19 protein-coding genes and 1 tRNA gene are annotated in these 23,200 nt (G+C 46.7%); 8 read left to right on the plus strand and 12 right to left on the minus strand.

Going from position 1 to position 23,200, the window contains the following annotated elements; all coding sequences use genetic code 11:
• Nucleotides 1-81 precede the first annotated feature (81 nt).
• The 3 genes from hpt to ASG33_RS21820 all read left to right on the plus strand — a co-directional run bounded on the left by hpt (nucleotide 82) and on the right by ASG33_RS21820 (nucleotide 2,188).
• Nucleotides 82-609: a hypoxanthine phosphoribosyltransferase gene (gene hpt / locus ASG33_RS21810; protein WP_056291181.1), complete on the plus strand. Its 528-nt coding sequence runs from the start codon at nucleotides 82-84 to the stop codon at nucleotides 607-609.
• A 39-nt stretch (nucleotides 610-648) separates the two neighbouring features.
• A complete protein-coding gene (locus ASG33_RS21815; protein WP_056290708.1) occupies nucleotides 649-2,049 on the plus strand; it encodes an MBL fold metallo-hydrolase RNA specificity domain-containing protein in 1,401 nt (466 codons plus the stop codon).
• Between the two features lie 55 nt (nucleotides 2,050-2,104).
• Nucleotides 2,105-2,188: transfer RNA gene (locus tag ASG33_RS21820), tRNA-Leu, on the plus strand.
• A 228-nt stretch (nucleotides 2,189-2,416) separates the two neighbouring features.
• Here the strand turns inward: ASG33_RS21820 and ASG33_RS21825 are convergent.
• The gene (locus ASG33_RS21825; protein WP_056290713.1) at nucleotides 2,417-3,943 is read right to left on the minus strand and encodes an RtcB family protein; all 1,527 of its coding nucleotides are present in this window, start codon (nucleotides 3,941-3,943) and stop codon (nucleotides 2,417-2,419) included.
• A 189-nt stretch (nucleotides 3,944-4,132) separates the two neighbouring features.
• Here ASG33_RS21825 and ASG33_RS21830 point away from each other — a divergent pair, with 189 nt between their 5' ends.
• A complete protein-coding gene (locus tag ASG33_RS21830) occupies nucleotides 4,133-5,362 on the plus strand; it encodes a pyridoxal phosphate-dependent aminotransferase (protein ID WP_056290718.1) in 1,230 nt (409 codons plus the stop codon).
• A gap of 186 nt (nucleotides 5,363-5,548) precedes the next feature.
• The gene (locus ASG33_RS21835; protein WP_056290722.1) at nucleotides 5,549-6,616 is read left to right on the plus strand and encodes a ferredoxin--NADP reductase; all 1,068 of its coding nucleotides are present in this window, start codon (nucleotides 5,549-5,551) and stop codon (nucleotides 6,614-6,616) included.
• A gap of 3 nt (nucleotides 6,617-6,619) precedes the next feature.
• Here ASG33_RS21835 and ASG33_RS21840 read toward each other — a convergent pair whose 3' ends face one another.
• The 11 genes from ASG33_RS21840 to lipB all read right to left on the minus strand — a co-directional run bounded on the left by ASG33_RS21840 (nucleotide 6,620) and on the right by lipB (nucleotide 18,866).
• Nucleotides 6,620-8,512: a M56 family metallopeptidase gene (locus tag ASG33_RS21840; protein WP_056290725.1), complete on the minus strand. Its 1,893-nt coding sequence runs from the start codon at nucleotides 8,510-8,512 to the stop codon at nucleotides 6,620-6,622.
• A 2-nt stretch (nucleotides 8,513-8,514) separates the two neighbouring features.
• Nucleotides 8,515-8,889 carry a BlaI/MecI/CopY family transcriptional regulator gene (locus ASG33_RS21845; RefSeq protein ID WP_031528554.1) on the minus strand — a complete coding sequence of 125 codons (375 nt, stop codon included), beginning with the start codon at nucleotides 8,887-8,889 and terminating at the stop codon, nucleotides 8,515-8,517.
• Between the two features lie 179 nt (nucleotides 8,890-9,068).
• Nucleotides 9,069-10,193 carry a DNA polymerase III subunit beta gene (dnaN, locus tag ASG33_RS21850; protein ID WP_056290729.1) on the minus strand — a complete coding sequence of 375 codons (1,125 nt, stop codon included), beginning with the start codon at nucleotides 10,191-10,193 and terminating at the stop codon, nucleotides 9,069-9,071.
• Nucleotides 10,194-10,302: 109 nt separating this feature from the next.
• On the minus strand, nucleotides 10,303-11,961 hold the full coding sequence (gene gldG, locus ASG33_RS21855) for a gliding motility-associated ABC transporter substrate-binding protein GldG (RefSeq protein WP_056290732.1): 1,659 nt from the start codon (nucleotides 11,959-11,961) through the stop codon (nucleotides 10,303-10,305).
• A gap of 93 nt (nucleotides 11,962-12,054) precedes the next feature.
• Entirely contained in the window at nucleotides 12,055-13,062 is a 1,008-nt protein-coding gene (locus tag ASG33_RS21860) for a phytanoyl-CoA dioxygenase family protein (RefSeq protein WP_056290735.1), read from the minus strand.
• Between the two features lie 85 nt (nucleotides 13,063-13,147).
• Nucleotides 13,148-14,032 (minus strand): DUF1080 domain-containing protein, encoded by an 885-nt coding sequence (locus tag ASG33_RS21865; RefSeq protein ID WP_056290738.1) that lies wholly within the window; start codon nucleotides 14,030-14,032, stop codon nucleotides 13,148-13,150.
• A 77-nt stretch (nucleotides 14,033-14,109) separates the two neighbouring features.
• Nucleotides 14,110-14,481 carry a GxxExxY protein gene (locus tag ASG33_RS21870; protein WP_056290740.1) on the minus strand — a complete coding sequence of 124 codons (372 nt, stop codon included), beginning with the start codon at nucleotides 14,479-14,481 and terminating at the stop codon, nucleotides 14,110-14,112.
• A gap of 48 nt (nucleotides 14,482-14,529) precedes the next feature.
• Complete coding sequence (gene rnr, locus ASG33_RS21875) at nucleotides 14,530-16,908, minus strand: ribonuclease R (protein WP_056290745.1); 2,379 nt, start codon at nucleotides 16,906-16,908, stop codon at nucleotides 14,530-14,532.
• A 51-nt stretch (nucleotides 16,909-16,959) separates the two neighbouring features.
• On the minus strand, nucleotides 16,960-17,694 hold the full coding sequence (locus ASG33_RS21880) for a 3'-5' exonuclease (protein WP_056290748.1): 735 nt from the start codon (nucleotides 17,692-17,694) through the stop codon (nucleotides 16,960-16,962).
• Nucleotides 17,695-17,727: 33 nt separating this feature from the next.
• On the minus strand, nucleotides 17,728-18,141 hold the full coding sequence (locus ASG33_RS21885; protein WP_056290751.1) for a hypothetical protein: 414 nt from the start codon (nucleotides 18,139-18,141) through the stop codon (nucleotides 17,728-17,730).
• Nucleotides 18,141-18,866, minus strand: a complete 726-nt coding sequence (gene lipB / locus ASG33_RS21890) for a lipoyl(octanoyl) transferase LipB (RefSeq protein WP_056290754.1) — start codon at nucleotides 18,864-18,866, stop codon at nucleotides 18,141-18,143. The genes ASG33_RS21885 and lipB overlap by 1 nt, the downstream gene beginning before the upstream one ends.
• Before the next feature lie 109 nt (nucleotides 18,867-18,975).
• Between lipB and ASG33_RS21895 the strand changes: the two genes are divergently transcribed.
• The 3 genes from ASG33_RS21895 (at nucleotide 18,976) to ASG33_RS21905 (ending at nucleotide 23,195) form a co-directional block, all read left to right on the plus strand.
• Nucleotides 18,976-19,335 (plus strand): YraN family protein, encoded by a 360-nt coding sequence (locus ASG33_RS21895; protein ID WP_056290757.1) that lies wholly within the window; start codon nucleotides 18,976-18,978, stop codon nucleotides 19,333-19,335.
• 82 nt (nucleotides 19,336-19,417) lie between these two features.
• On the plus strand, nucleotides 19,418-20,287 hold the full coding sequence (locus ASG33_RS21900; RefSeq protein ID WP_082489371.1) for a sugar phosphate isomerase/epimerase: 870 nt from the start codon (nucleotides 19,418-19,420) through the stop codon (nucleotides 20,285-20,287).
• Nucleotides 20,241-23,195 carry a PVC-type heme-binding CxxCH protein gene (locus ASG33_RS21905; protein WP_229238805.1) on the plus strand — a complete coding sequence of 985 codons (2,955 nt, stop codon included), beginning with the start codon at nucleotides 20,241-20,243 and terminating at the stop codon, nucleotides 23,193-23,195. Before ASG33_RS21900 ends, ASG33_RS21905 begins: the two co-directional genes overlap by 47 nt.
• Nucleotides 23,196-23,200 lie beyond the last annotated feature (5 nt).

The raw sequence follows: 23,200 nt of genomic DNA on the forward strand, positions 1-23,200 counted from the left end.
TTACGTTTGTCAGCGGCCCGGTTTTTGAAAAAAGAGTTAATATTGATCCTCAGAGCTTTTGCTAAAATGACACCTCAGAAAATGATTAACATTCACGATAAAATTTTTGTCCCTTTCATTCCCAACGAGACGATCGAAGGCCGCATTTCCGAACTGGCCGCGCTGATCACCAAGGATTATGAAGACCATTGTCCTGTATTCCTCGTTGTATTGAACGGTGCATTCCTGTTTGCAAGTGAGCTGGTTAAAAGGGTGGGATTGTCGTGCGAAATTACATTTATCCGCTTCTCTTCCTATTCAAAAACTGAGTCAACGGGCGAAGTGAAAGAGATAATGGGTTTGGACCAGAATCTCAGAGACCGCGATGTTATCATTATTGAAGATATTGTTGATACGGGACTGACGATGTCAGCACTTGTAAAAAAGGTACACGCGCTTTCGCCCAGATCGGTCGAAATTGCCACTCTGCTTCATAAACCGGAAGCATTGAAAACTCCCGTTTCCATGCGCTACACCGGTTTTGAAATCGAGAACAAGTTTGTAGTCGGCTATGGTCTCGACTATGACGGAATAGGGAGGAACCTGGATTGCCTTTATGTATTGGCGTAAAATGCGGTACACACCACTCAACTAACTAAAAATCTTTCTATGCTCATTCAGTTCTTTGGGGCAGCACAAACCGTAACCGGAAGCAAGCACCTGATCACTACCGAAAAAGGAACAAGGATATTGCTCGACTGCGGTCTCTTTCAAGGGATACAAACCGACGAATTCAATCAGAGTTTTGGCTTCAAGCCCGCAGAGATCGGCTATCTGATCCTGTCTCACGCCCACATTGACCATTCCGGGTTAATACCAAGACTGGTCAGAAAGGGATTTAAGGGAGAGATATATTGTACACCGGCAACGGCGGATCTTTGCCGCGTGATGCTGATGGACAGTGCCTACATTCAGGAAAAAGACCTCGAAAGGATTAATAAACGCCGCCAGAATCAGGGCAGGCCGCTGCTTGAAGAGCTGTATAATGCTGAGGATGCCGCGCATGCATTGAGTTTGTTTAAAACAGTGAAGTACGGACAAACTTTCCATGTGGGTCCGGATCATGAAGTTGCCGTTCTGCTTACCGATGCGGCACATTTGCTGGGAAGCGCGGCTGTTCACCTGACGATCCCGGACGGAGGTACTTCAAAGCAATTGACATTCACGGGAGATATCGGCAGGCCTGATGACCGTATTTTAAAGAGACCAGACGTGTTTCCGCAGGCAGATTTCATCATTTGCGAGTCAACTTATGGCGACAGGCTTCACGAGAAGGAAGTGGATATGAAGTCGCATTTGCTGCGCATTGTTAAAGAAACCTGTGTGGATAAAAATGGAAAGCTGATCATACCTGCCTTTGCTATTGACCGCACTCAGGAGTTAATTTATGCTTTGGACCAACTATACAGCTCCGGTCAGCTCCCGCATATTCCCGTATATATTGATAGTCCGCTGGCAATCCGCGCCACTGCGATCATGAAGGAGCACGATGAATGTTTTAACCCTGAAATACTCGCCTACATTGAGAAGGACGGAGATGCATTTGCGTTCCCGTATCTGCATTACATTTCAGATGTGGAAGATTCCATTGCGTTAAATGATAAAAAGGAACCCTGCATTATCATCAGTGCTTCGGGAATGGCTGAGGCCGGGCGGATCAAGCACCATATTAAAAACAACATCGGCGACCGCAATGCAACGATCTTACTGGTAGGTTATGCTTCTGCAAACACCCTTGCTGGCGCATTGAAGCGGGGTGACAAGCAGGTGAATATTTTTGGTGAACACCTGGACGTACGCTGCCGCGTAGAGAGCATGGATTCATTTTCCGGTCACGGCGATTACAACGAAATGCTTGATTTTCTCTCTTGTCAGACTCCCGGGCGCGTACAAAAGATTTTCCTCGTTCACGGAGAATATGAAACGCAGGTTGCCTTCAAATTGAAACTACAGAAAGCAGGTTTTAAGAATGTTCACATTCCTGCCTTGTACGAGAGTGTGAAAATTTAAGTTTGAGACTTGGAAAGTCTCAAGTCTTTTATATTTTTGCCAACCCAATTTCAATGCCGAAGTGGTGAAACTGGTAGACACGCACGTTTCAGAGGCGTGTGGGGGTTGCCCCATGCGGGTTCGAGTCCCGCCTTCGGCACAAAACGCCGCTCCTGAAAAGGAGCGGCGTTTTTGCATTAAATACAGTGCTTTTTTCAAATGTCTCTTACCGTAAAATCAAATCTGAAAATTACCTATTGACCGGATGTCGGCGAACTGCTATTTTTGAGTAAACCTTACCTGCCTGCCCGATGATCCCCGCCAAACTATTCCTCGTCTCCCTTTTCCTGATCCATATTTTTGTTGAAAGAAGAAGACTTACCAAAGATTAATCCTCCCGCCCTTCCTTCCTGTTTGCGTCTGCCATTCTAACTATTTTCGGGGAAAATCTCGCCAGCACTGATACCAGGTCAGTTTGAGCAGATATCACATCTTCAATGTTCTTATAAACCATCGGCGATTCATCCAGGTCGCCGCCGATCAGCTGAATGCCGGCATCTTCCAGTATCTGGTTCATCTGACTTCTCGTTGTGCTTGTAAATGCCTTGCTGCGGGACATAAGCCTTCCCGCTCCGTGCGAGGCAGAATTGATTGATTCCGCATTTCCTTTTCCCCTTATCACATAACCCGGCTGGCTCATGGAGCCAGGGATAATGCCGAGTTCGTCAGTGCCGGCCGGTGTGGCTCCTTTCCGATGCACGATCACCTCTCTTCCATCTGCCAGCGTTTCTTTCCAGGCAAAATTGTGGTGGTTTTCAATCATTTTGAGTGGCGTTTCACCAAGCTGCTTCGCAATTTTATTATGGATTTCGTGGTGGTTTGCAGATGCGTAATCGCCTGCAAGGTTCATTCCGATCCAGTATGCCTGTCCCTCATCCGTATTCAGATCGAGCCAGGCCAGGTGTGCTGCCTGCTTCGGCAGGATGGTTTTCTGCATGGCCAGCTTTGAATAATAGTTAGCTATATTCCCGCCAAATCCCCTGGAACCCGAGTGGGATAGAAGTGAGAGATAGGTGCCTTTGGGCAACCCGAGCAATGGATCATCGGCCAGAATCTCGGTAATACCCCATTCAACAAAATGGTTTCCTGTGCCTGAGCTGCCCAGTTGTCTGTAAGCTTTGTCTTTTAAGTCGCGGATTACCTTGGTGGCATTCCATTCAGGCTTATCCATGACGCTATCATCAAACTTCCTGCCCGTCTCGCCGCCCATTCCGAACTTTGTGTTTTCGGTCAGTATCTTTTTAAGTAAGTGCGGCTCACGTTTAAGGTAGTCGGGACGGATATCAAAAATTGACATACACATCCTGCACGCAATATCCACTCCCACCGCGTAGGGAATCACTTTGTCTGCTTCTGTCGCAAGCACGCCGCCGATCGGCAGACCGTAACCCTGGTGCGCGTCCGGCATTAATGCACCACTAACCGATATAGGCAGACTAACCGCCGTTTCCATTTGCTGCAATGCGCCTTCTTCGATATGTTCCCGTCCAAAAACCGCATAATGCAGCTTGTCTTCCCTTAATCCGAACTGATTTCCGGACTTACCCTCACTCTGCTGCGGTGTGAGCACAGCTTCTTCATTGACGAGCAGCTCTTGCCCATCTTCTGTCAGCGTGATATCGGTACCATTTTTCTTTAGATCAAAAACAGTTTTGGCCAGATTAGTCAGCTTGCTTTTGGAGTATGCATATTTCTTGGGATTTTGAAGCATTCTCACCAGCATTATAAACACTCTTTCCTTAGGATGCTTTGCTTTCAGATGCAATCCGTTGGCTACCCGCAGGAATGTAGTTTCAAGTTCCCGTGGAATATTGGCAAGAAATCTTAATTCCTCTATTGTGATCTCAGTTTCCATAAATGTATTTTTTAGGATAAAAGATTAGCTGATTATTAACTAAGACGTACAATCATTGAAATGGTAACGGTAAAATTTTAAAAAATCTTTGTTTGCTTAAAACGGCACAACTTCTAAAAAAGCCGTACCTTTGCGGGCAATTTGTTGATACAGATAGCAGTACCTTCTTTAACTCAATTCCTTGTTGCAATGTCCGCAGTAGCAGAGCAAACCCGGTTGGAAACACGCATGTTAGCCGACCGCATCAACGCCCTCGAAGAATCTTCGACGCTGGCGATGACCAAAATGGCCCGGGAGCTTGCCTCCAAAGGCCACAGAGTAATCAGTCTAAGTGTAGGTGAGCCAGACTTTAAGACGCCTGAGCACATCTGCGAAGCTGCCAAGAAGGCCATCGATGACGGTTTTCATGGCTATTCTCCCGTTGCAGGTTATCCTGACCTGCGCAAGGCAATCGCTGACAAGTTGTTGAGAGATAACAAGATAGATTGGAAGCCTGAAAATATCGTGGTTTCAACAGGCGCCAAACATTCATTGGCGAACGTAATCCAGGTTTTAGTAAATCCAGGTGATGAAGTAGTCATTTTTGCGCCATACTGGGTGAGCTACTCCGAAATGGTGAAGCTGGCAGAAGGAAAGTCCGTTGTATTGGACGGTGCTTTCGAGAATGATTTCAAGGTAACCGCGCAGCAGCTGGAAGCAGCAATTACGCCAAAAACGAAGATCGTGATGTTCGCATCTCCCAACAATCCGACGGGAGCGGTTTACACAGAATCCGAACTGAGAGAAATCGGCGCAGTACTCGAGAAACACGAAGGTGTGTACATACTGGCAGACGAAATCTATGAATATATCAACTTTACAGAGGAAGGTCATTTCAGCATGGGATCCATTCCTTCACTGAAAGACCGGGTTATCACTGTCAATGGAGTAGCCAAAGGTTATGCGATGACAGGTTGGAGAATCGGCTTTATTGCAGCTGCGAAATGGATTGCGGACGGAGTGGAGAAGTTGCAGGGACAGGTTACCTCGGGTACCAACTCAATTGCACAGAAAGCAGCGACCGCAGCATTCAACGGTCCGATGGAGCCTTCTATTGAAATGGCAAAAGCTTACCATCGCCGCAGAGACCTGGTAGTAGGTTTGTTGAAAGAAATTCCTGGTTTCAAGGTAAATGTACCTCAGGGCGCATTCTACGCATTCCCTGATGTGAGCTATTACTTCGGCAAATCTGATGGTGAAACTACAATTAACAATTCAGACGATTTCTGTAACTGGTTGTTGAACAACTCTTATGTTTCAACTGTGGCAGGCTCAGGATTTGGTGCACCCAACTGCATCCGTATTTCCACAGCCGCTGCTGATGAAGCTCTAACCGAGGCAGTTCAGCGCATTAAAGACGCAGTTGCTACTTTAAGGTAGAGATCAAAGAAATGAAAAAAGCCTCATAGGTGTTACCTGTGAGGCTTTTGCATTTAAGACAAACCAAAAACAAACAAGCTCGAATAGCTAACCAGTCAATAGCAAAGCCAACAGCTAACAACTAATAGCCAATAGCTAAAAGCTAACAGCTAATAACTAGTAGCTAAACCGCCAATCCAAGTCCCAATGAGCAAACACTATTTTTTAAAAGTCAAAGAAGTTGAAAAGGAAACAGAAGAGGCTTCAACAATCCACTTCTGGCACCCGCTGAATGAGGTTATTGCTTATCGACCGGGACAGTTCCTGACTTTTTTATTGCCAGCTGAGGATGGTACAAAGGTGCGTAGATCGTATTCAATGTCGAGCTCACCTTATACGGATGTTTCGCTGGCAGTCACAATAAAACGTATCCCAGGCGGGTATGCATCCAATTTACTGCTTGATACCATCAAAGAAGGTGACATACTGGAAGCAGTGGAACCCATGGGTTCATTTTTTCCAAAACAGGAAGATGATCAGGTCAGACAGGTTGTTTTTATCGGGGCGGGAAGTGGCATTACACCTCTGTTCTCTATTCTGAAATCTATCCTGATTGTTGAGCAGGAAAGCCAGGTTTTTCTGGTGTATGGCAGCAGAAATGAAGATTCCATTATTTTCAAAAACAAAATTGAGGGATTGAAGGAAAAGTATGGGGAGCGTTTTCAGGTCGTGCATACATTAAGTCAGCCGAGCGAAATGTGGGCCGGGGAGACTGGCCGTTTGAACAAAACCCATATTTTGAAAATTGTCGGCCAATTGGGCGACCTTAAAGGTAAAGAAGCCGAATACTTCTTGTGCGGACCGGAGGATATGATTGACGAAGCCAGGCGTGCATTGGCTATTCTGGGCGTGCTGGATCAAAAAGTAAGACGTGAAAGCTTTATAACTGCTGCATCAACGCAGCCGGGTGAGGTGATAGTAGCAGAAGATGATACCCACAAAATGCGCGAAGTAACCCTTTTTTATGAAGGTACGGAGTATAAAGTACCTGTTCAGGCGCACGAAACAGTGTTGGAGGCGGCATTGAATATGGATATTGACCTGCCTTACTCCTGCCAGGCAGGTATGTGTACTGCCTGTATGGGACGCTGCGTTTCAGGGAAGGTTCAGATGGACGAAGATGAAGGACTGACGCAGGGAGAAAGAGATGCTGGCTTTATCCTCACCTGCGTCACCCGTCCGATGACTGACGATGTTATTATCGAAGTCGAATAATAGTTACCGCTGATTTGATGCCCTTTTTGCAGGCGGAACTGGCGGAGCTGGAGGAGCTGCGGGCGCCGGAACTCTTGTTGGTCTTGCAGCTTTGGCAGGTGCTGCAGGCGGCAGGGGTGGGAGAGATGCTCTCTTCCGCTGAGTCCGGGTACGCGCCGGTTGATGCGGTGCACTCTCCACGTACACATTTGGTGAAACATCAAAGTTGTGCATGCCCAAAGTTGACACGCCCATTTTAGCTGCGATACCATCTATTTTTTCATTCAGATCCGCAACTTCAGACTCAAATTTCCTGAGTGGCTCTTCTGCGGCGAAAGTTTCTTTGCGTGCTGCTGAAATCTGCGAGTTAAGGGTGGCGATCTGCTGTTCCTGTGCTTTGATCTGCTGTTCAAATTCAGACAACTGCTTATCGAGATCAGCCTCGCTCAATTTCGATTGATTTGTATCGTTATTTCTGTTCAGGAGCTCGGAGCGTTTGTCCATTAATTCAGACCGGGTGTCCATTGCACGCTCTTTCTTCCATTCGATCTTCTCCATTTCACGGTTTACCCGCTCCACTTCAAAGTTTTGTTTTTCCATTTCGAGGTTAATTTCCTCCATTCTGCGTTGGAGCGGCTCCATTTCGCTTTGTAAAGCCTGCATCTTGCGGTTCATCTCAGCCATTCTGAACCGAGTAGAATCATCGTTTCCATGCGACAGCGCCGATTCATTCAATACGCTTTCAATGTGCTGAGCAATATCTTCCGGAATTTCTTCATCGGGTATCTCAATGATCTCGCCAGACACTTCTACCAGCATCGGCTTTTTAGCTTTTTTCTTAACCGTCTTTTTGACAGCTTTCTTTTCCTCTTGTTGCTTTTCTGATTTTTGTGCTACCGAATATACGGATACCGCGACAACCAAACTGATCGCGAACAGGACCAGAGGTAAGGTGCCAAGCCCGCCTGACTTTTTAGGTGAAATACCCAGGACCCGTTGTACGCGGTTGAGCAGTAAAGGTTTTTTTGATGCAAATGCCATTGCCATTCTTGGTGCAGACTGCCATTCAGCTACTTTCACCAAAGCATGCGCGAGCGACATTTTGTCTCCACAAACAGCCAGTGCAATATCATCACAGCAATGTTCCCGCTCGGCGCGCACCCTGTCAGACAGCCACCAGATCGCAGGATGGAAAAAGAATACAACTTCCACAAAGGATTGCAGCATATTGACCAGATAATCATTCCGCTTAATGTGCGCGAGCTCGTGAGCAAGTATGGCTTCTACTTGCGAAGTTGAGAAGCCGGTGAGAAATCCGATTGGGATAAGGATCACCGGACTTAGTGCTCCAATGACCATTGGCGTGAGAATGCGCGCAGTTTCCTTAAATTCAACTGACTTCGAGATATTCATCTTGGCTAAAATCACACCTAATCTCGCCCTCCATTCACGATCAGATACAACGGCCGCACTCATGCGGAGCCGCTCCGTAAAAAGCCAGCCGCCTAAAAACCGCATCAGTAACAAACCGGCACCTATAAGCCAGCAGATTACCAGTTCGTGTAAATGTGCGCTTAACCAAAGCTGCATTCTTAACGAAAATGGCAATTCGTAAGCAGATGGTCCCGCAACGTTAAGCCCTGCAGAAGGTGCCGAAACGGCTGCTGAGGTTTTAACAGACGCAGACGCTGCGAACTGGCGGTAGTAATACGCAAACGTCGCAACGGATGTAGCTACCTGTAAAAGAAGAAAGCTGATCCCTGATAAGTACCGTACATTCGCAGACTTATTGCGGAATACAAAGAACGTAGCAAGTGCAATCAACAATAAAGCGGTTCCCTGCCAGACTGAGTGAACAAGTGTCCATCCGAAAGCTGGCACAATAGGGGAGGAGAAAAAGGTCGAAATCGCATTCATGGCTAACGATTGTTTTCAAGGTTATTTAATAACTCACGAATTTCATCTAACTCTTCTTTCGACGTAGTGTGGTTTCCCAAAGCTTGCATTACCATTTGTGCCGCTGAACCCTGAAATACGGTTTCCACTAATTTTCCAACCAGATTCTGTTGGGTTTCTTCTTTGCCCAGCAATGCGACATAGATGTGAGAGCGGCCTTGTTCGGTGCGATACAGCAAACCCTTGTCGTGCATGATCTGCATGAGTTTAAGGGTTGTGGTATAGCCAACATCTTTGGTTGCGGAAAGGGCATCGTGTACAGCCCGGACTGTACTTGGGCCCGCTTGCCACAAGTAATTTAAAATTTCGAGCTCCGATTCGGTGGGTTTGATATACATAGCTAACTGATTACGATAATCTTCGTACCGAAGTTCTACGAAAAAAATCGTAGATGCAAGACCTAGCTACGATTTTTTTCGTAGATAGGTAAGTATAGCTTCTAAACGATTGAATATCAGCGATAAATAAAAAAGGTCAGCGTTGAAGCTGACCTTTTTACTATGGTATTTATCTAATTCTAAACGTAGGTATTAAGCATAACTGGCATTACAAGCATCAGGATATCTTCATTTTCTCCCTGATCTACCGGGATAATCAGGCCAGCACGGTTAGGAGCTGACAGCTCAAAAGTGATCGTCTTGCTGGAAAGATTTCCTAAAACTTCAATCAGGAATTTAGCATTGAATCCAATTTCCATATCATCCCCATTGTACTCGCACATCAAACGTTCATTTGCCTCATTTGAATAATCCAGATCCTCTGCGGATATCACAAGATCATTCAAAGACATTTTCAAACGCACCTGGTGTGTAGTCCGGTTGGAGTAAATCGAAATACGTCTTAACGAACTCAGAATCTCCATTCTGTTGATCGTTAATGTATTTTGGTTGTTGGTTGGAATTGCATTCTCATAATCCGGGAAGCGTTCGTCGATCAAACGGCAGATCATGCGAATATTGCCAAAGCTGAAAAATGCATTCGATGAAGTAAATTCTGCTTTTACAGGTACATCATCAGATGGCAGACAAGATTTCAGCAGGTTTAATGCTTTCCGCTGGATGATCATGGAGGTATCAATATCAGACTTGATGTCCGTCCGACGGTAACGTACAAGGCGGTGACCATCAGTTGCCACGAAAGTTGCGCTTTCTGTTCCCATTTGTACAAAAACCCCTGTCATAGCTGGACGAAGGTCGTCTGTACTGGTTGCAAAAAGTGTATTTGCTATGGCCGATCCCAGGGCAGAAGATGAAAATTCAACAGCCTGGCCGCGGTTTACAGCAGGTGTTTTTGGGAAATCAATCGGATTCTCTCCGGATAATTTATAACGTCCGTTATCGGAAATGATCTCCGTCCCGAATGTTTCTCCATTCACCTGCAAAGTGATAGGCTGCTCAGGCAATCCGCGCAGCGTATCCAGCAACAATTTGGCAGGTATAGCGATTGCTCCTTTTTCGGCAGATTCAACCTCAATTTCAGTGATCATCACCGTTTGGAGGTCAGAAGCTGTAACTGTCAGCGTATTGCCTTCCAGCGACAAAAGGAAATTTTCCAGAATGGGGACTATTGGGTTCGTTGAAACGACACCGTTTATAGCTGAAAGCTGTTTTAAGAGAACTGATGACGAAACGACAAACTTCATAATTCGTGACGTAAGTGTTTAAATGTTAATGATATATGATCGGCAGAGGCCAGGAAATCATTTTGTAGGGAACAAAAATATAAAAAATTGCCGACGAACTACCTTAATCTCAGGCGAATTTTCGGCTCCGGAGATAGTATCGCAGCGCGCCAAAAATTCCGATAACGACAATGGGCAGCAACAGGTTGATACCTTGCCAGAACTTCCTTTTTTCCTGGATTTGAATCTTGTCCAATGCCCTGATAGAGATCTCTTTATTACGCGCACTGATCAGTCCGTTTGCATCTGTCAGGTAATCCAGCGCATTCATCACAAAGTCTTTATTGCCAAATGTTTGCTTGGTCACCCTGTCATAGCCGAGCGGGAGCGGAGCATTTCTTTTGTAATCGAAATCGTTTACAATCAGGTCGCCGTCTGAACAAATAATGACTTTACCGCCATTACCTTCGGCCTTGAATTTAGCAGCCCGCGGATCACCCGGCAGAATGCGATTCTGGAAAAGCGAGTTAAATGATCCTTCCAGTAATACTGCCGCCAGCTTTTCACCCCCGCGGTATTCAGCGGCATCAGGATCTTTGCGGGCTTCGTTATAGCCCACCAATGCGGGAGTGTTCAGCACCTGCGTGTATGGCGAGGTCAATAACAGCGGGATTTTCCGCACCGACGCAGCGCCGCCGACAGTGTCTATGCTGCTGAGAAACCGCGTGTAAATGGCATTAAGGTTGCGGGTAACCGTATGTGCGCCAAAATTGTTGATCAATGGATAAAAGCGCCAGGGCATTGGCCGGATTTCCGGTTCATCGCCGCGGTTACCTACATTCAGGAGGATTTCAGCGCATTTCAGATCTTTAACGAGATTGGTATTGATTCGGGCACCCCATTTGAAAAACAGATCGTTTAAATTCAGATCCAGAGGCTGGGCATAGTTTCCGTCCAGGCTCACACTGTCTACTTTGGCACCATCTACGAAAAACATCACACTACCGCCTGAAACCACATATTGGTCAAGCTTGTATTTTTCATCGTCCGAAAACGCGCTGTCTGGTTTCATCACAATCAATGCATCCAATCCTTCGTAGGATTCGGGATTGTTCATGTCGAGAAACAGATCGTAATTCTGCTGGATTGTGGCGATCAGGTCGCTCAGCCGCGCGGGGGAGATTTTGGTGTGACTGACAACCAGTCCCACTTTTTTACGCTCGGGATTAGCCAGGAGGCGAATAGCAGATGCGAGTTCGAACTCTACGCCTTCGTAAGATTGGTTAAGCTGTTCCTCCGGAGAGCTCGTCTTGTTTCCTTTCAGCAGCTGCACCGGGACCGACAAGGTATCTGCCTGAACAATGGCACCCGGAAAAATGATTTTCTCTGTCCGTTTCCCGTCCTCGTTGGCAAATACGTTGGTGGGTGTCAGTCCCCTGTCCACCAGGCTTATGAATTGCTTTTGCCGCTGTTCTTCACTCGTTGCCTCAGTTGGGTCGGAGTAGTTGACGCTCAAATGTCCGTTAGAGTAGGTTTTAAACTCCTCGAGCGTTTCCCTTGTGGCACTTTCAAGCCGCTCGAATCCGGCGGGAAAATCGCCTGAGAGGTACACATTTACAACAATATCCTTATCAAGACTGCCCAGCAGCGCTCTGGTAGCTTCGGAAATGCTGTACCGCTTGTCCTCGGTCAGATCCAGCCTGACGAAAAAGAGCGAACCAAGCCAGTTGATTCCAGCCAGGGCAGCGATCAGCAAAAGGATCCGGAGAATTGTACTTTTGGGGAGCATAAAAATGCTTCGGGGTTAAAAACGAAAATGGACGGTATACTAACGTCCATTCTTTGCAAAAATATAAAAAACCGGAAGCGGAATTGCGATTAATTACTTCAGGATGTCCTCTGATTGGGGGAAGATCGGATTATTGTAAATATTCACGCCATTGTAGGTTTGTACGACTGGCGGACTGGTAGTGAAGTTCCTGTGATAAGGAAGCGCCTCGGCTGTGGAGTAGTGGCAAACAAACGATTTCCTGGTTTGTTCCGGATTGGAGATCATAGAACCGCCATGGGCCAATGCAGCGTGCCAGATAAGCACATCACCTTTTTTAATCAGCAGGGTTTCTTTTGGATATTGAAGATCTGTACAGGTTTTATCAAGATAATCAGCAAATTCGAGCGGCGTTTTGGTTGAATTCGGTTTGAATAAAATTCCGGATCCAAAATCAAATTTCGGCATTTTGTGAGATCCGATGTAATAGTATAAGGGGCCTGAGTCGATTTTGATATCTTCCAATGCGATCCACGCTGCCGCCAGGTGGCTTGGGATCTTGGCGGTGACCCATGGAAAATCCTGGTGTGTAGGCTGCTGACTTCCATACATAAATATCAGGCTTTGCATGACAACCACCTGCTGATTGAAAATGGCTTCCAGAAATGCAACAATGGAGGGATGTGTCATGAGATTCTTCCCTGCCACCGATGAATTATGAAAATCGTTGATCTTTACATATTTCCCAAGCAAAGCTTCCTTCGGGAAATCCTTAATATTCCGCTCCTGATTAGGTTTGAACTCGTCGCGATCAATGCGAACAGATAAGTCGTACTTGTCCGGATTTTGTACCAGCTCCTGAAAATCACCCCAGAATTTGTCAATCAGCGATTCCGGGATTACGTTTTCCAATACAGCGTAGCCATTTTTCTCCCAGGCTGCAAGCTTTTCCGCCATATCGTAAGGCACATCAAAACGAGGCGGATTTTTCTTCAGGAACTCCGCGATGTTCGCGCCAGGCCTGTCGATCCAGGGTAGAGTAGCTTCGTCAAATTTCCTTAATGGGAAATACTGATCTTTCAGCGTTTCGGCCTTGCGTAAGACCCGGTCAAGAATGCTCATATTGGAACAAGATTTAGAATACGGTGATTTTAAATATACTTAAAACCATGCTATTGCTGGGTCACTCTTGTTCAACGGAATCGCATTACTTATTAAACGTACAGGACTTCTCGTCCGGCTCCACGTAGTACGATTTATAATTGGTCGCTTTCGGGTTCATACATCCTTTGAGATTGAGCAGCTCAATATTCCTGAAATCAATGGGGTGGCTTTCGGCTTGCAATGCAATGTATCCGCTGCCGAGCTTAGTACCGTCTTTTTTGAGCCAGTCAGCTTCATTACCTACTTTTCCATCTTTAAATGTGTGGTTCTTGCCTACATATCCGCCGCCCACGCGTGGATTCGTGAAAACCAGCACTGTGTCGCCTTCTATCAAATGATAAACAATGGAGTCGCCCAGCACGATCGCCTCAGCGGTAACCCATTGGTCGCCATTGTAAGTCTTGGATGAAGAGTTAATGCAATGCGCTTCGTCAAGTTTTCCATTGATATCCACGATTGTCCCGGGTGTACACAGGTTACCTGTTGTCCGTTCCCCGGCATTAAGTCCGCCCAGATACTGCATTTCGAGTGATATAGGGAAATCCTGATCGAGGCCGAGACTGGCAGCAGGTTGTGAATGCAGCATAATACCGCTGTTCCTTACATTCCACGAAGCGCCGCCCGGTACCTGGTTTCCGGTAAAACGATACTGCAGCCGGATCTTATAATGCGAAAATGGCTTGTTGTAATACATATGTCCGTACTCGGTAGTAAACCGGTCATACTCTTTATAGTTGACCCGAATCATGTTATCCTCGACGATAAAGGTGTTTTTATAGTTATCGTTGACCTTATGCCCGGCAATCTTAATGTCCCAGCCAGTAAGGTCCTTTCCATTAAACAGCGGCTGCCAGTCCTCTTTGGAAGCAGGTTTTTGGGCGAAGATGGAAGTGGAAAGCAGTAAAAAGAGTAATAGATAGTTTTTCATCGTTCAAATTGTTATGCCACGAATGCACGAATTTTCACGAAGTGTTCGTGTTTGTTTCGTGCATTCGTGGCAATAAATCAAAGCAGTAGTCTGCGATATTCTAATTCACCTCTGCCAAAATTAACGAGCAAGCCAAGCTTGTTCCCCGATACTTTCAGATAATTGAGAGTTTGCGCGACATGCTCGTCTGTGAGTGCGGACACACATTTTAGTTCAAGAATAATCTTGTCGTAAACTACAAAGTCAGCCCAAAACTTATGACGCAGCAAAATACCACGGAAGTAAACCGGGTATTCCTTTTCACGCTCAAAGAAAATGTCGTCTTGTCGAAACAGCAATTCAAGCGCGTCTTTATAGACTATCTCGAGAAATCCATGGCCAAGTTCCTTATGAACTTCCATGCACTTTCCTATTATGTTGTAAGATTCTTGCTTATATACAATGTCCATTTGATTTGATCTTTCTTTATAAGACGTTCAAATGGAAATTGCGTCACATTACCTCCGCCGTTTTTTAGCCCTGCCCGGGTCAACACTGGTCGAGCCTTTGTTGCCTCTGTTACCTCTGGAAGAACGGGGTGGGCGGGTTTCTCCGCGACTCGACCGGCCGCCGCGCTGGCCCCGGTCACTGCTACCCCTCTCTCGGCTTGGGGACGGAACGGTTCCCGCAAGGTAAAGGTCCATGCTCCTACGAGCCAGGTTCGTATCTTTCACCTTTACTTTCACCTTATCCCCGAAAGCATAGATCTTCTTGGTACGCTGGCCTACAATGCGGTAGTTTTCTTTATCAAGTTCATAGAAATCGTCCCCCAGGTCTGTCATTCTGATCAGTCCCTCGGAAGCGGTCTCTGTGATCTCAACGAAGATCCCGAATTCTGTTACGCCGGTAATAATCCCGTCGAATTCCTGGTCAGGATCCATCGAGCTCATATATTCCACCTGCTTGTATTTGATGGAAGCACGTTCAGCTTCGGCAGCTAATCGCTCGCGCTCGGAAGAGTGTTTAGCTGCTTCTTCATAAGCCTCCTTGTCAACATTAGAACCGCCATTCAGGTAGTGCTGCAACAGCCTGTGCGCCATTACGTCGGGGTACCGGCGTATAGGCGACGTGAAGTGCGAATACCTTGTGAATGCCAGACCAAAGTGGCCGTCGTCTTGGGTACTATATCTCGCTTTAGCCATTGTTCGTACCGCCAGTGATTCAATCAGGTTCTGCTCAGGCCGGCCTTCCACTTTGGCCAGCATTGCATTCATTGATTTTGCGATCTTGTTTTCTTCCTCCACATTCAGCTTGTAGCCCAGCTTGGCGACGAAAGTGCCAAAGGTTTTCAGCCGCTCCACATCAGGCGCCTCGTGTATCCGGTACACCATTGTGTTCTTCTCCTCGCCTTTTGAAAGGGAATATACATACTCAGCCACCCGCTTGTTGGCCAGCAGCATGAATTCTTCAATCAGCTTATTGGAGTCGTGGCGTTCTTTCTTGTAAATGCCCAGCGGCTTTCCATTTTCATCCAGCTTAAACCTGACCTCATTGGTTTCAAAGTTAATCGCTCCTTTTTTGAAACGCTCTGCTCTGAATATCTTGGCAAGATTGTTCAAAGTGGTCAGCTCTTTTGGAAAATCGCCTTCCCCTGAATCCAGGACGGCCTGTGCCTCTTCATAGCTGTATCTTTTATCAGAATGGATCACGGTTCTTCCAAACCATTCTTTTAATAATTTCCCTTTCGGACTGATTTCAAAAATGGCTGAAAATGCCAGCTTATCCTCGTTAGGCCGGAGGGAACAAAGGTTGTTGGAGAGCTTTTCAGGAAGCATGGGTACAGTCCTGTCTACGAGGTACACAGAAGTAGCGCGCCGGTAAGCCTCTTTTTCAAGCTCTGTATTTGGCAAAACATAATGGGAAACATCAGCAATGTGAACGCCCACCTCCACAACATCATCTTCCAGGTACCTGACAGACAATGCGTCATCAAAATCCTTGGCATCCACGGGGTCAATGGTGAATGTAAGCCAATCGCGGATATCTCTCCGCTTTGCAATCTCTTTTTCCGAGATCGTATCAGGGATCTTGTTTGCCTCCGTTTCCACTATCTCAGGGAAGTGATAAGGCAAGCCAAATTCAGCCAGGATTGCGTGCATTTCCACGTCGTTATCTCCCGCTTTACCCAGTACCTGCACCAGCTCGCCCTCAGCCTGACTTCTGCGCGTGGGCCATTCTTTTACTTTTACAATTACCTTATCCCCGTTGTTGGCGTCTTTGGTCTCGCCGGGTTCAATGAAAATGGGGTCAAAAAGTTTTTTATTATCGGGTTGAACAACTGCAAATCGCTGGTTGATTTCGATAATCCCCACAATCTCAGCATTGTTGCGCTTTACAATCTCGGTAACGCGACCTTCCACCCTGCCTTTGCCAGAGTCTCCTCTGCCTGAGTTCCTGCTGTTTTTGCTTAAAGTTTGAACAGAAACGGTATCACCGTCCCAGGCACCATTTAGCAGCTCTGATTCGACATAAATATCATCCTCGCGCCCTTCCACAATTACAAATGCGAAAGACTTATTTACCCTGTCAACGCGGCCTGTCAGACCTTTGCTGGCCGCTGGTTTATTGGGGCCTGCGGTATAAGTGCCGTCTTTGTGATAAACCAGCGTACCGGCTTGTTCGAGTTCGTGCAGGATCTCATTGAACAGTACCCTTACTTTTTTGTCCTGCACTCCAAAATGATCGTGAACATCAAACGGGCGGAATGCCTGATCGTTGTTCAGATCGAAAAAGGCGGCAATATCCGCCTTCAAATTATCTATATAGGAAACAATATGATGAGGAGCTTTCGGCTCCTTCTTCTCTCTTGTCCTGTCCTTGGTCTTTTTTTCTTTCATTTATTCTTTAAATTAAATAGCCGGCGGCCACTCTGGCCACCTGGCGGAGCCTCATTCGACTCTCGTAATGTTCTCTTCCCGAACGGATTGAAAACAATGTAATCTGAGGTATAATTGTGCAAGTACGACCACGTCCTCTCTGCAATATCGCGAAATTTTGGCCAGATCGCCTTCTTCATAGTATACCTTCGTGACCTGATCGCCGCTCATCTCGTTTTTACTGCCCGGCACATTGAACACCGCTGCCAGCAGATCCAGTGAAGTATAGCTTTTATAGTCACCAAACTTCCACAGATCCATTGTATCCTGATGCAGGATTTCCCAGGGTTTTTTGCCGGAAATCTGTAAAGCTCTGGGGATTTCAATGCAATGGATCAGCATCCTGCGGCAGAGAAACGGGAAATCAAATTCCTTGCCATTGTGTGCACAAAGTACCAGCTGGTCTGCGGGATATTTTTCGATAAGTGCCTTAAACTGCCGGAGCAATGCAGCCTCATCATCGCCCGAAAAGCTGCTCACTTTGAATGCCAGCTCTTCGTTTTCGTTAAAATAGAATGCACCAAAAGCAATGCAGACTATTTTGCCAAACTCGGCATAAATGGCGCCGCGATCATAAAAGCAAGCGGCATTTGTAATGGATTCGTCTCCGCGTTTGATACCTGTCGCTTTTTTGTCCCAAAGCTTCTGCATTCGTTCCGGGAGCTGGTCGTAGGATGCATGCGATGAAACAGTTTCAATATCAAGAAGGAGGAAATTCTTGATACGCTTTTTGAAGTCTTCTGTCATAGTGTGGTGATCGTAAGTGGAATTTATCTATGTCTACTCGTGCAGCACCCCCTGCAAACCCAGCGGTTCTATGTTCGTCAGGTTAGCATCTATAATGCTGTCTGGCACGAATATAAACTTTTTATCGTAGATCTGATTTCCGATAAAGTAGCTGACCCAGAATTCATTATTCAGGTGAAACACGTCGGGCATGATCGGTTCTACGACCGCGTGCTCCGACGGCGCAATCTCGGGAAAGAAGTGCCGCAGCGTCGATGTTTTCTGGTCAGAGTTAGTTTCAGACTCGCTGTTACTGTATCCTTTTGAAGTTACGAACACATTCGTAATCGGCTGTTCGTTCCTGTTAATAACAATTACGTTCCACTCTTCCTGCTGCAATTCATTCAAGTTTTTAACAATCGCAACCTGTATACCCTTTACCGGGTGAAATATGATATCTTTCTTCATTATAATGCTTCCTGTAATTCCATTTGGAATAATGCAGCCAAATAGTTTTTCAATTTATCTGAAACTTCGTTTAAATCAAGCTCGCGTCCGAGCTCTTGTGACATGGACGTAACTGCCTTATCTTCAATACCGCAAGGGACAATATTTCCAAAATAGGCAAGATCCGTATTTACATTCAATGCAAATCCGTGCATAGTAACCCAGCGGCTGGCTTTTACACCCAATGCACATATTTTTCTGGGATTAACCTGTTCTTCAAAATCAAGCCACACACCGGTCAATCCTTTAATCCTGCCGGCAGCTAATCCATAATCTGCTAGTGTTAAAATGATCGCTTCTTCCAGCGTCCGCATATACAAATGGATATCTGTGAAGAAATTGTCGAGATCCAGGATCGGGTATCCTACCAGCTGGCCTGGTCCGTGATAAGTAATGTCGCCTCCCCGGTTAATGCGGTAATATTTGGCTTGTTTTTCAATCAGACCTTCTTCCGGTAAAAGCAAATGCTCCGGTTTGCCGCTTTTTCCCAGCGTATATACATGCGGGTGCTGGCAAAAAAACAGGAAGTTGGGTGTCAACACCTTCTCAGCGTCGCTTAACGAACGGTTTTGCGTTTTAATTGCCAGGGTTTCCGCAAACACTTTCTCCTGAAAATCCCAGGCTTCCTGATAGTCGATCAGCCCAAGGTCTTTAAAGCCGACCACTTTATTAATGAGGGTATCCATTACTTACATTTTTACAGCCGCAGGTGTGACCAATTCTGAAATTCTGCGTCATAATACAACTAGTATAACCTTTTTCCCAATGTAAATGTTCTGAAAATCACATTAAACAATGGCAACACACAACGACACAGGTTTTTGGGGAGAAGCGAAAGCTGCCGCATTCCTGACCGCAAAAGGCTTTGAGATCATAGAGAAAAATTACCGTAACCGGCACCAGGAAATTGATCTGATCGTGCAGAAAGACAAGATGCTCGTTTTTGTTGAAGTCAAAACCAGGACCGGAACCAGCTACGGAATGCCTGAGGAATTCGTGAATCCGGCCAAAGCCAGACTTGTGTTGCGCGCGGCCGAACATTACATTTTTGAAAAAGACTGGCACTTCGATGTCCGGTTTGATATTGTTTCGGTGCTGGTTATGGCGAATGGAGAAACCGAGATCCGCCATTTTGAAGACGCATTTTATAAGTAGCAGGCTGACTATCTGACAAGTAGAATCCATTTGCAGGTACATTTTGAAGATAAAAGAATGTATTCCTAAATCTTGCAGATCCATGTTTGAAGATATGCACCTCAGCCGCCGCGAGCTGTTACGGAAGTCGGCGCTTATGTGTCTGGCGGCCGGCTCCGACTGGCGCATTCCGGTTAAACCCCGGTTTCAGCTGGGCGCGTGCGACTGGTCGGTGGGAAAAGCATTGAACCCGGAGGCATTTGACAGGGCAAAACAAATCGGCTTGCAGGGGATACAGGTAAGTTATAATACGTCCAAAGACCCGGCCGGGCTTTCTGTTCCCGCCACTTTACAATCCATTCAGGAAGCTTCCCGGCGTACAGGAATCAAAGCATCCAGCCTGGCAATCGGAGAGTTGAACCGGGTTCCTTACAAATCGGAGCCGCGTACCGAAGAATGGGTTTGGAACAGTGTAGATGCAGCTAAGAAGCTCAACGTGAAAGTAATATTGCTTGCATTCTTTTCAGAGGGCGATTTGCGCAACGATGAAAAAGGTAAAAAGGCGGTGATCGAACGGTTGAAGAAAGTAGCGCCGCACGCTGAAAAGCAGGGAATTGTACTTGGTATTGAATCCTATCTGAGTGCGCAGGAGCATCTGGATATCATTAACGCGGTAGGCTCTCCGGCTGTTAAAGTATACTACGATTTCAGGAATGCTGTCGACGCAGGTCACGATATTTTTAAGGAAATGCCGATGCTGGGCAAAGAAATGATCTGCGAAATCCACATGAAAGAGAATGGACAGCGCCTCGGAGAAGGTCCGCTGGACTGGGCAAAGATCGCTGCCGCATTAAACAAAATCGGTTATACAGGCTGGATGCAGATTGAAGGAGCGACACCGCCGGGTGCAGACCTGATAACCTGCTATGAGCACAATAGAAAATATCTCGAAAGCCTGTTTTCATTTAAGTAATATGAACGTGATATATCTCCTCCCGCAACGTGGTATGCTGTTGCTTTTCAGTATCATAGTGTTTGTCTTTGTTGGTTTTAATAAAAACAAAAATCAACTGAACAAGCCAGAAAAATCGGGCTCCGTTACTTTCCAGGCGGCAGATACCTCCAAACTGTACGTGCCCGAGGACCTGGAAGCGACGCTCTGGGCAGAAGCACCGATGTTTTACAATCCTACCAATATGGATATCGATGCAAAAGGCAGGATATGGATTACAGAAGCTGTTAATTACCGGGATTTTAATACAAAACCCGCAGAGCGGCTAAGCCACAAACAAAAGGGCGACCGCGTGATGATCCTGGAAGACAAAGACGGAGATGGGAAGGCTGAAACTTCAAAGGTATTCGTAGAAGATACATTGCTTACCTCGCCGCTGGGCATTGCAGTGATCGGTAACAAAACGATCGTATCCTGCGCCCCGAATCTGATCATTTACACGGATTCAGACGGTGACGATAAGCCCGACAGCCGCGAAGTGCTGCTCACAGGATTTGGCGGTTTTGACCATGATCATTCTTTGCATTCCCTCGTAGCCGGACCCGACGGAAGATACTATTTCAATACCGGAAATGCGGGGCCGCACCATGTAAAAGATAAAAGCGGCTGGACTTTGCGCAGCGGCAGTCTTTATACCGGAGGTACGCCTTATAACAAGTCAAATCAGGGTAACCAGAAGTCTGACGATGGTCGCATTTGGGTCGGCGGACTTGCTTTGCGCATTAATCCCGACGGAACAGGACTTAAAGTTTTAGGTCACAATTTCAGGAACAGCTTCGAGGTTTGCCTGGACAGTTACGGGAATATGTGGCAGAACGACAATGACGATCAGGTAATTACGTGCCGTGTTTCGTTTTTGCAGGAGAATGGAAATGCAGGTTACTTCTCGGCTGACGGAACAAGGTACTGGCAAGCCGACCGGCGTCCGGGACAGGATATTTTCACAACACACTGGCATCAGGAAGACCCTGGTGTAATGCCCGCGGGCGACAACACTGGTGCGGGCTCGCCTACCGGGATTGTTTTTTACGAAGGTGATGCGCTTGGAAAAGATTACCGCGGGACCTTACTGAGCTGCGAAGCTGGCCGGAACGTCATTTTTGCATACAAACCCGAACAAACCGGCGCAGGTTTTAAGCTCGACCGCCGCGATCTGATCAGCTCTTTTCCACAAGCGAACGAGCGTTATGAGTGGTATGAAACAGATAAGGATACCCGAAAATGGTTTCGACCGTCGGACATAGCAGTTGGTCCCGACGGCGCGCTTTACATTGCCGATTGGTACGATCCGGTGGTAGGCGGGCATGCAATGAAAGACAAAGCTGGTTACGGGCGCATTTACCGCATTACGCCGAAAGGAAAGAAGTTAACCACGCCAAAAATTGACCTTACAACAACTTCCGGCCTGATTGAAGCATTGAAAAGTCCGGCGGTGAATGTGCGGCTGCTGGGATTTGAAGGTCTGAAAGCAAAAGGTGAGCAGGTTATAGGTGAAGTGAAGCAATTATTGACCGCCGATAATCCATTCCACCAGGCGCGGGCGATCTGGCTACTGTCGCAGCTGGGTGAAAAAGGCGCGGCAGAAGTGGATAAGCTCACCAGATCAGCCAATTCCGCGCATAGACTTACTGCTTTCCGGGCACTGCGCTCCAATGGTAAATCAGACGGTTTTCTGGAACAACTGTCAAATGATCCCGATGCGGCTGTGCGCAGGGAAGTGGCAATTGCATTGCGTGACCTGCCTTATGAACAGGCGTACAAGCCGCTCCGGAATTTGATTAAAAACTATAATGGCAAAGATCCGTGGATGCTGGAAGCAATTGGTACTGCCTCTGAGGGGAAAGAACGAAAAGTATATTCGAGTGTGAGGGAAATGTTTAAGACAGATCCGGAGTACTGGAGTGCGCAACGTGCTAACCTGACCTGGCGTTTGCATCCTGTAAATGCAATTGATGATCTGAAAGCCAGGGCCAACTCCCCGAAAGTGCCGCAGCCGGAGCGGAAAAAAGCATTAACTGCACTTGGTTTTATCAAAGACAAAAAATCAGCAGAAGCAATGGTCACTTTGGCTAAATCCACTTTACCGGACGTAGCCACGCAGGCTTCCTGGTGGCTGAACTTCCGGAAAACAAACGATTGGGCTGAGCTAATGAACTGGGAAGAAGCTACTGCGCAGCAAATAACGCCTGCATACCGGCAAATGCTCGAAAAGAAGAAAATAGTAAGTGACAAAACGCAAACACTGCCTGCCAGAGTGGAAGCCGCGAAGTTAATGGCCGTGAATGTTGACGGTGGCAATATTCTGGTTGATATGCGCGTGCAGGGGCAGTTGCCGGATACGATCGCGAAGTCTGTCAGCGAGATAATCTTTAAAAACCCCGACGCGAATGTGCGCGTAGTAGCGAGCCAGTTTTTTCCAAGAAACGGGAAAGTACTGAAAACAGACTTTATAGCGAGAATGAAGCCTGATGTGGCACAGGGAAAGAAAGTTTTTGAAACCTATTGCACTGCCTGCCACAAACACGGCCAGAATGGAGCCGATATAGGGCCTGATCTGACGCTTGTACATACAAAGTTTGACAAAGGCGGCTTGTTGGATGCCATTATCAATCCCTCAGCGAGCATGGTTTTCGGATATGAAAGCTATACCATTGTCACCAAAAACGGAGAAACGCACTTTGGCTTTTTGATGAGTGATGGGGCCAATGTAGTACTCAAAGATGCAGCTGGAAAGCAGCATTCGATCAAGGCAGACCAGATCAGGAGCCGCGAAAAAATGCCGAATTCACTGATGCCGGAGCCCGTTACATTGGGATTGGAGGAACAGGATCTGGCAGATCTGACCGGTTACCTGCTTAGTTTTAAATAGGAGGA

Origin of the sequence: Dyadobacter sp. Leaf189, assembly GCF_001424405.1 — a bacterium.
In the GTDB taxonomy this organism is placed as follows: domain Bacteria; phylum Bacteroidota; class Bacteroidia; order Cytophagales; family Spirosomataceae; genus Dyadobacter.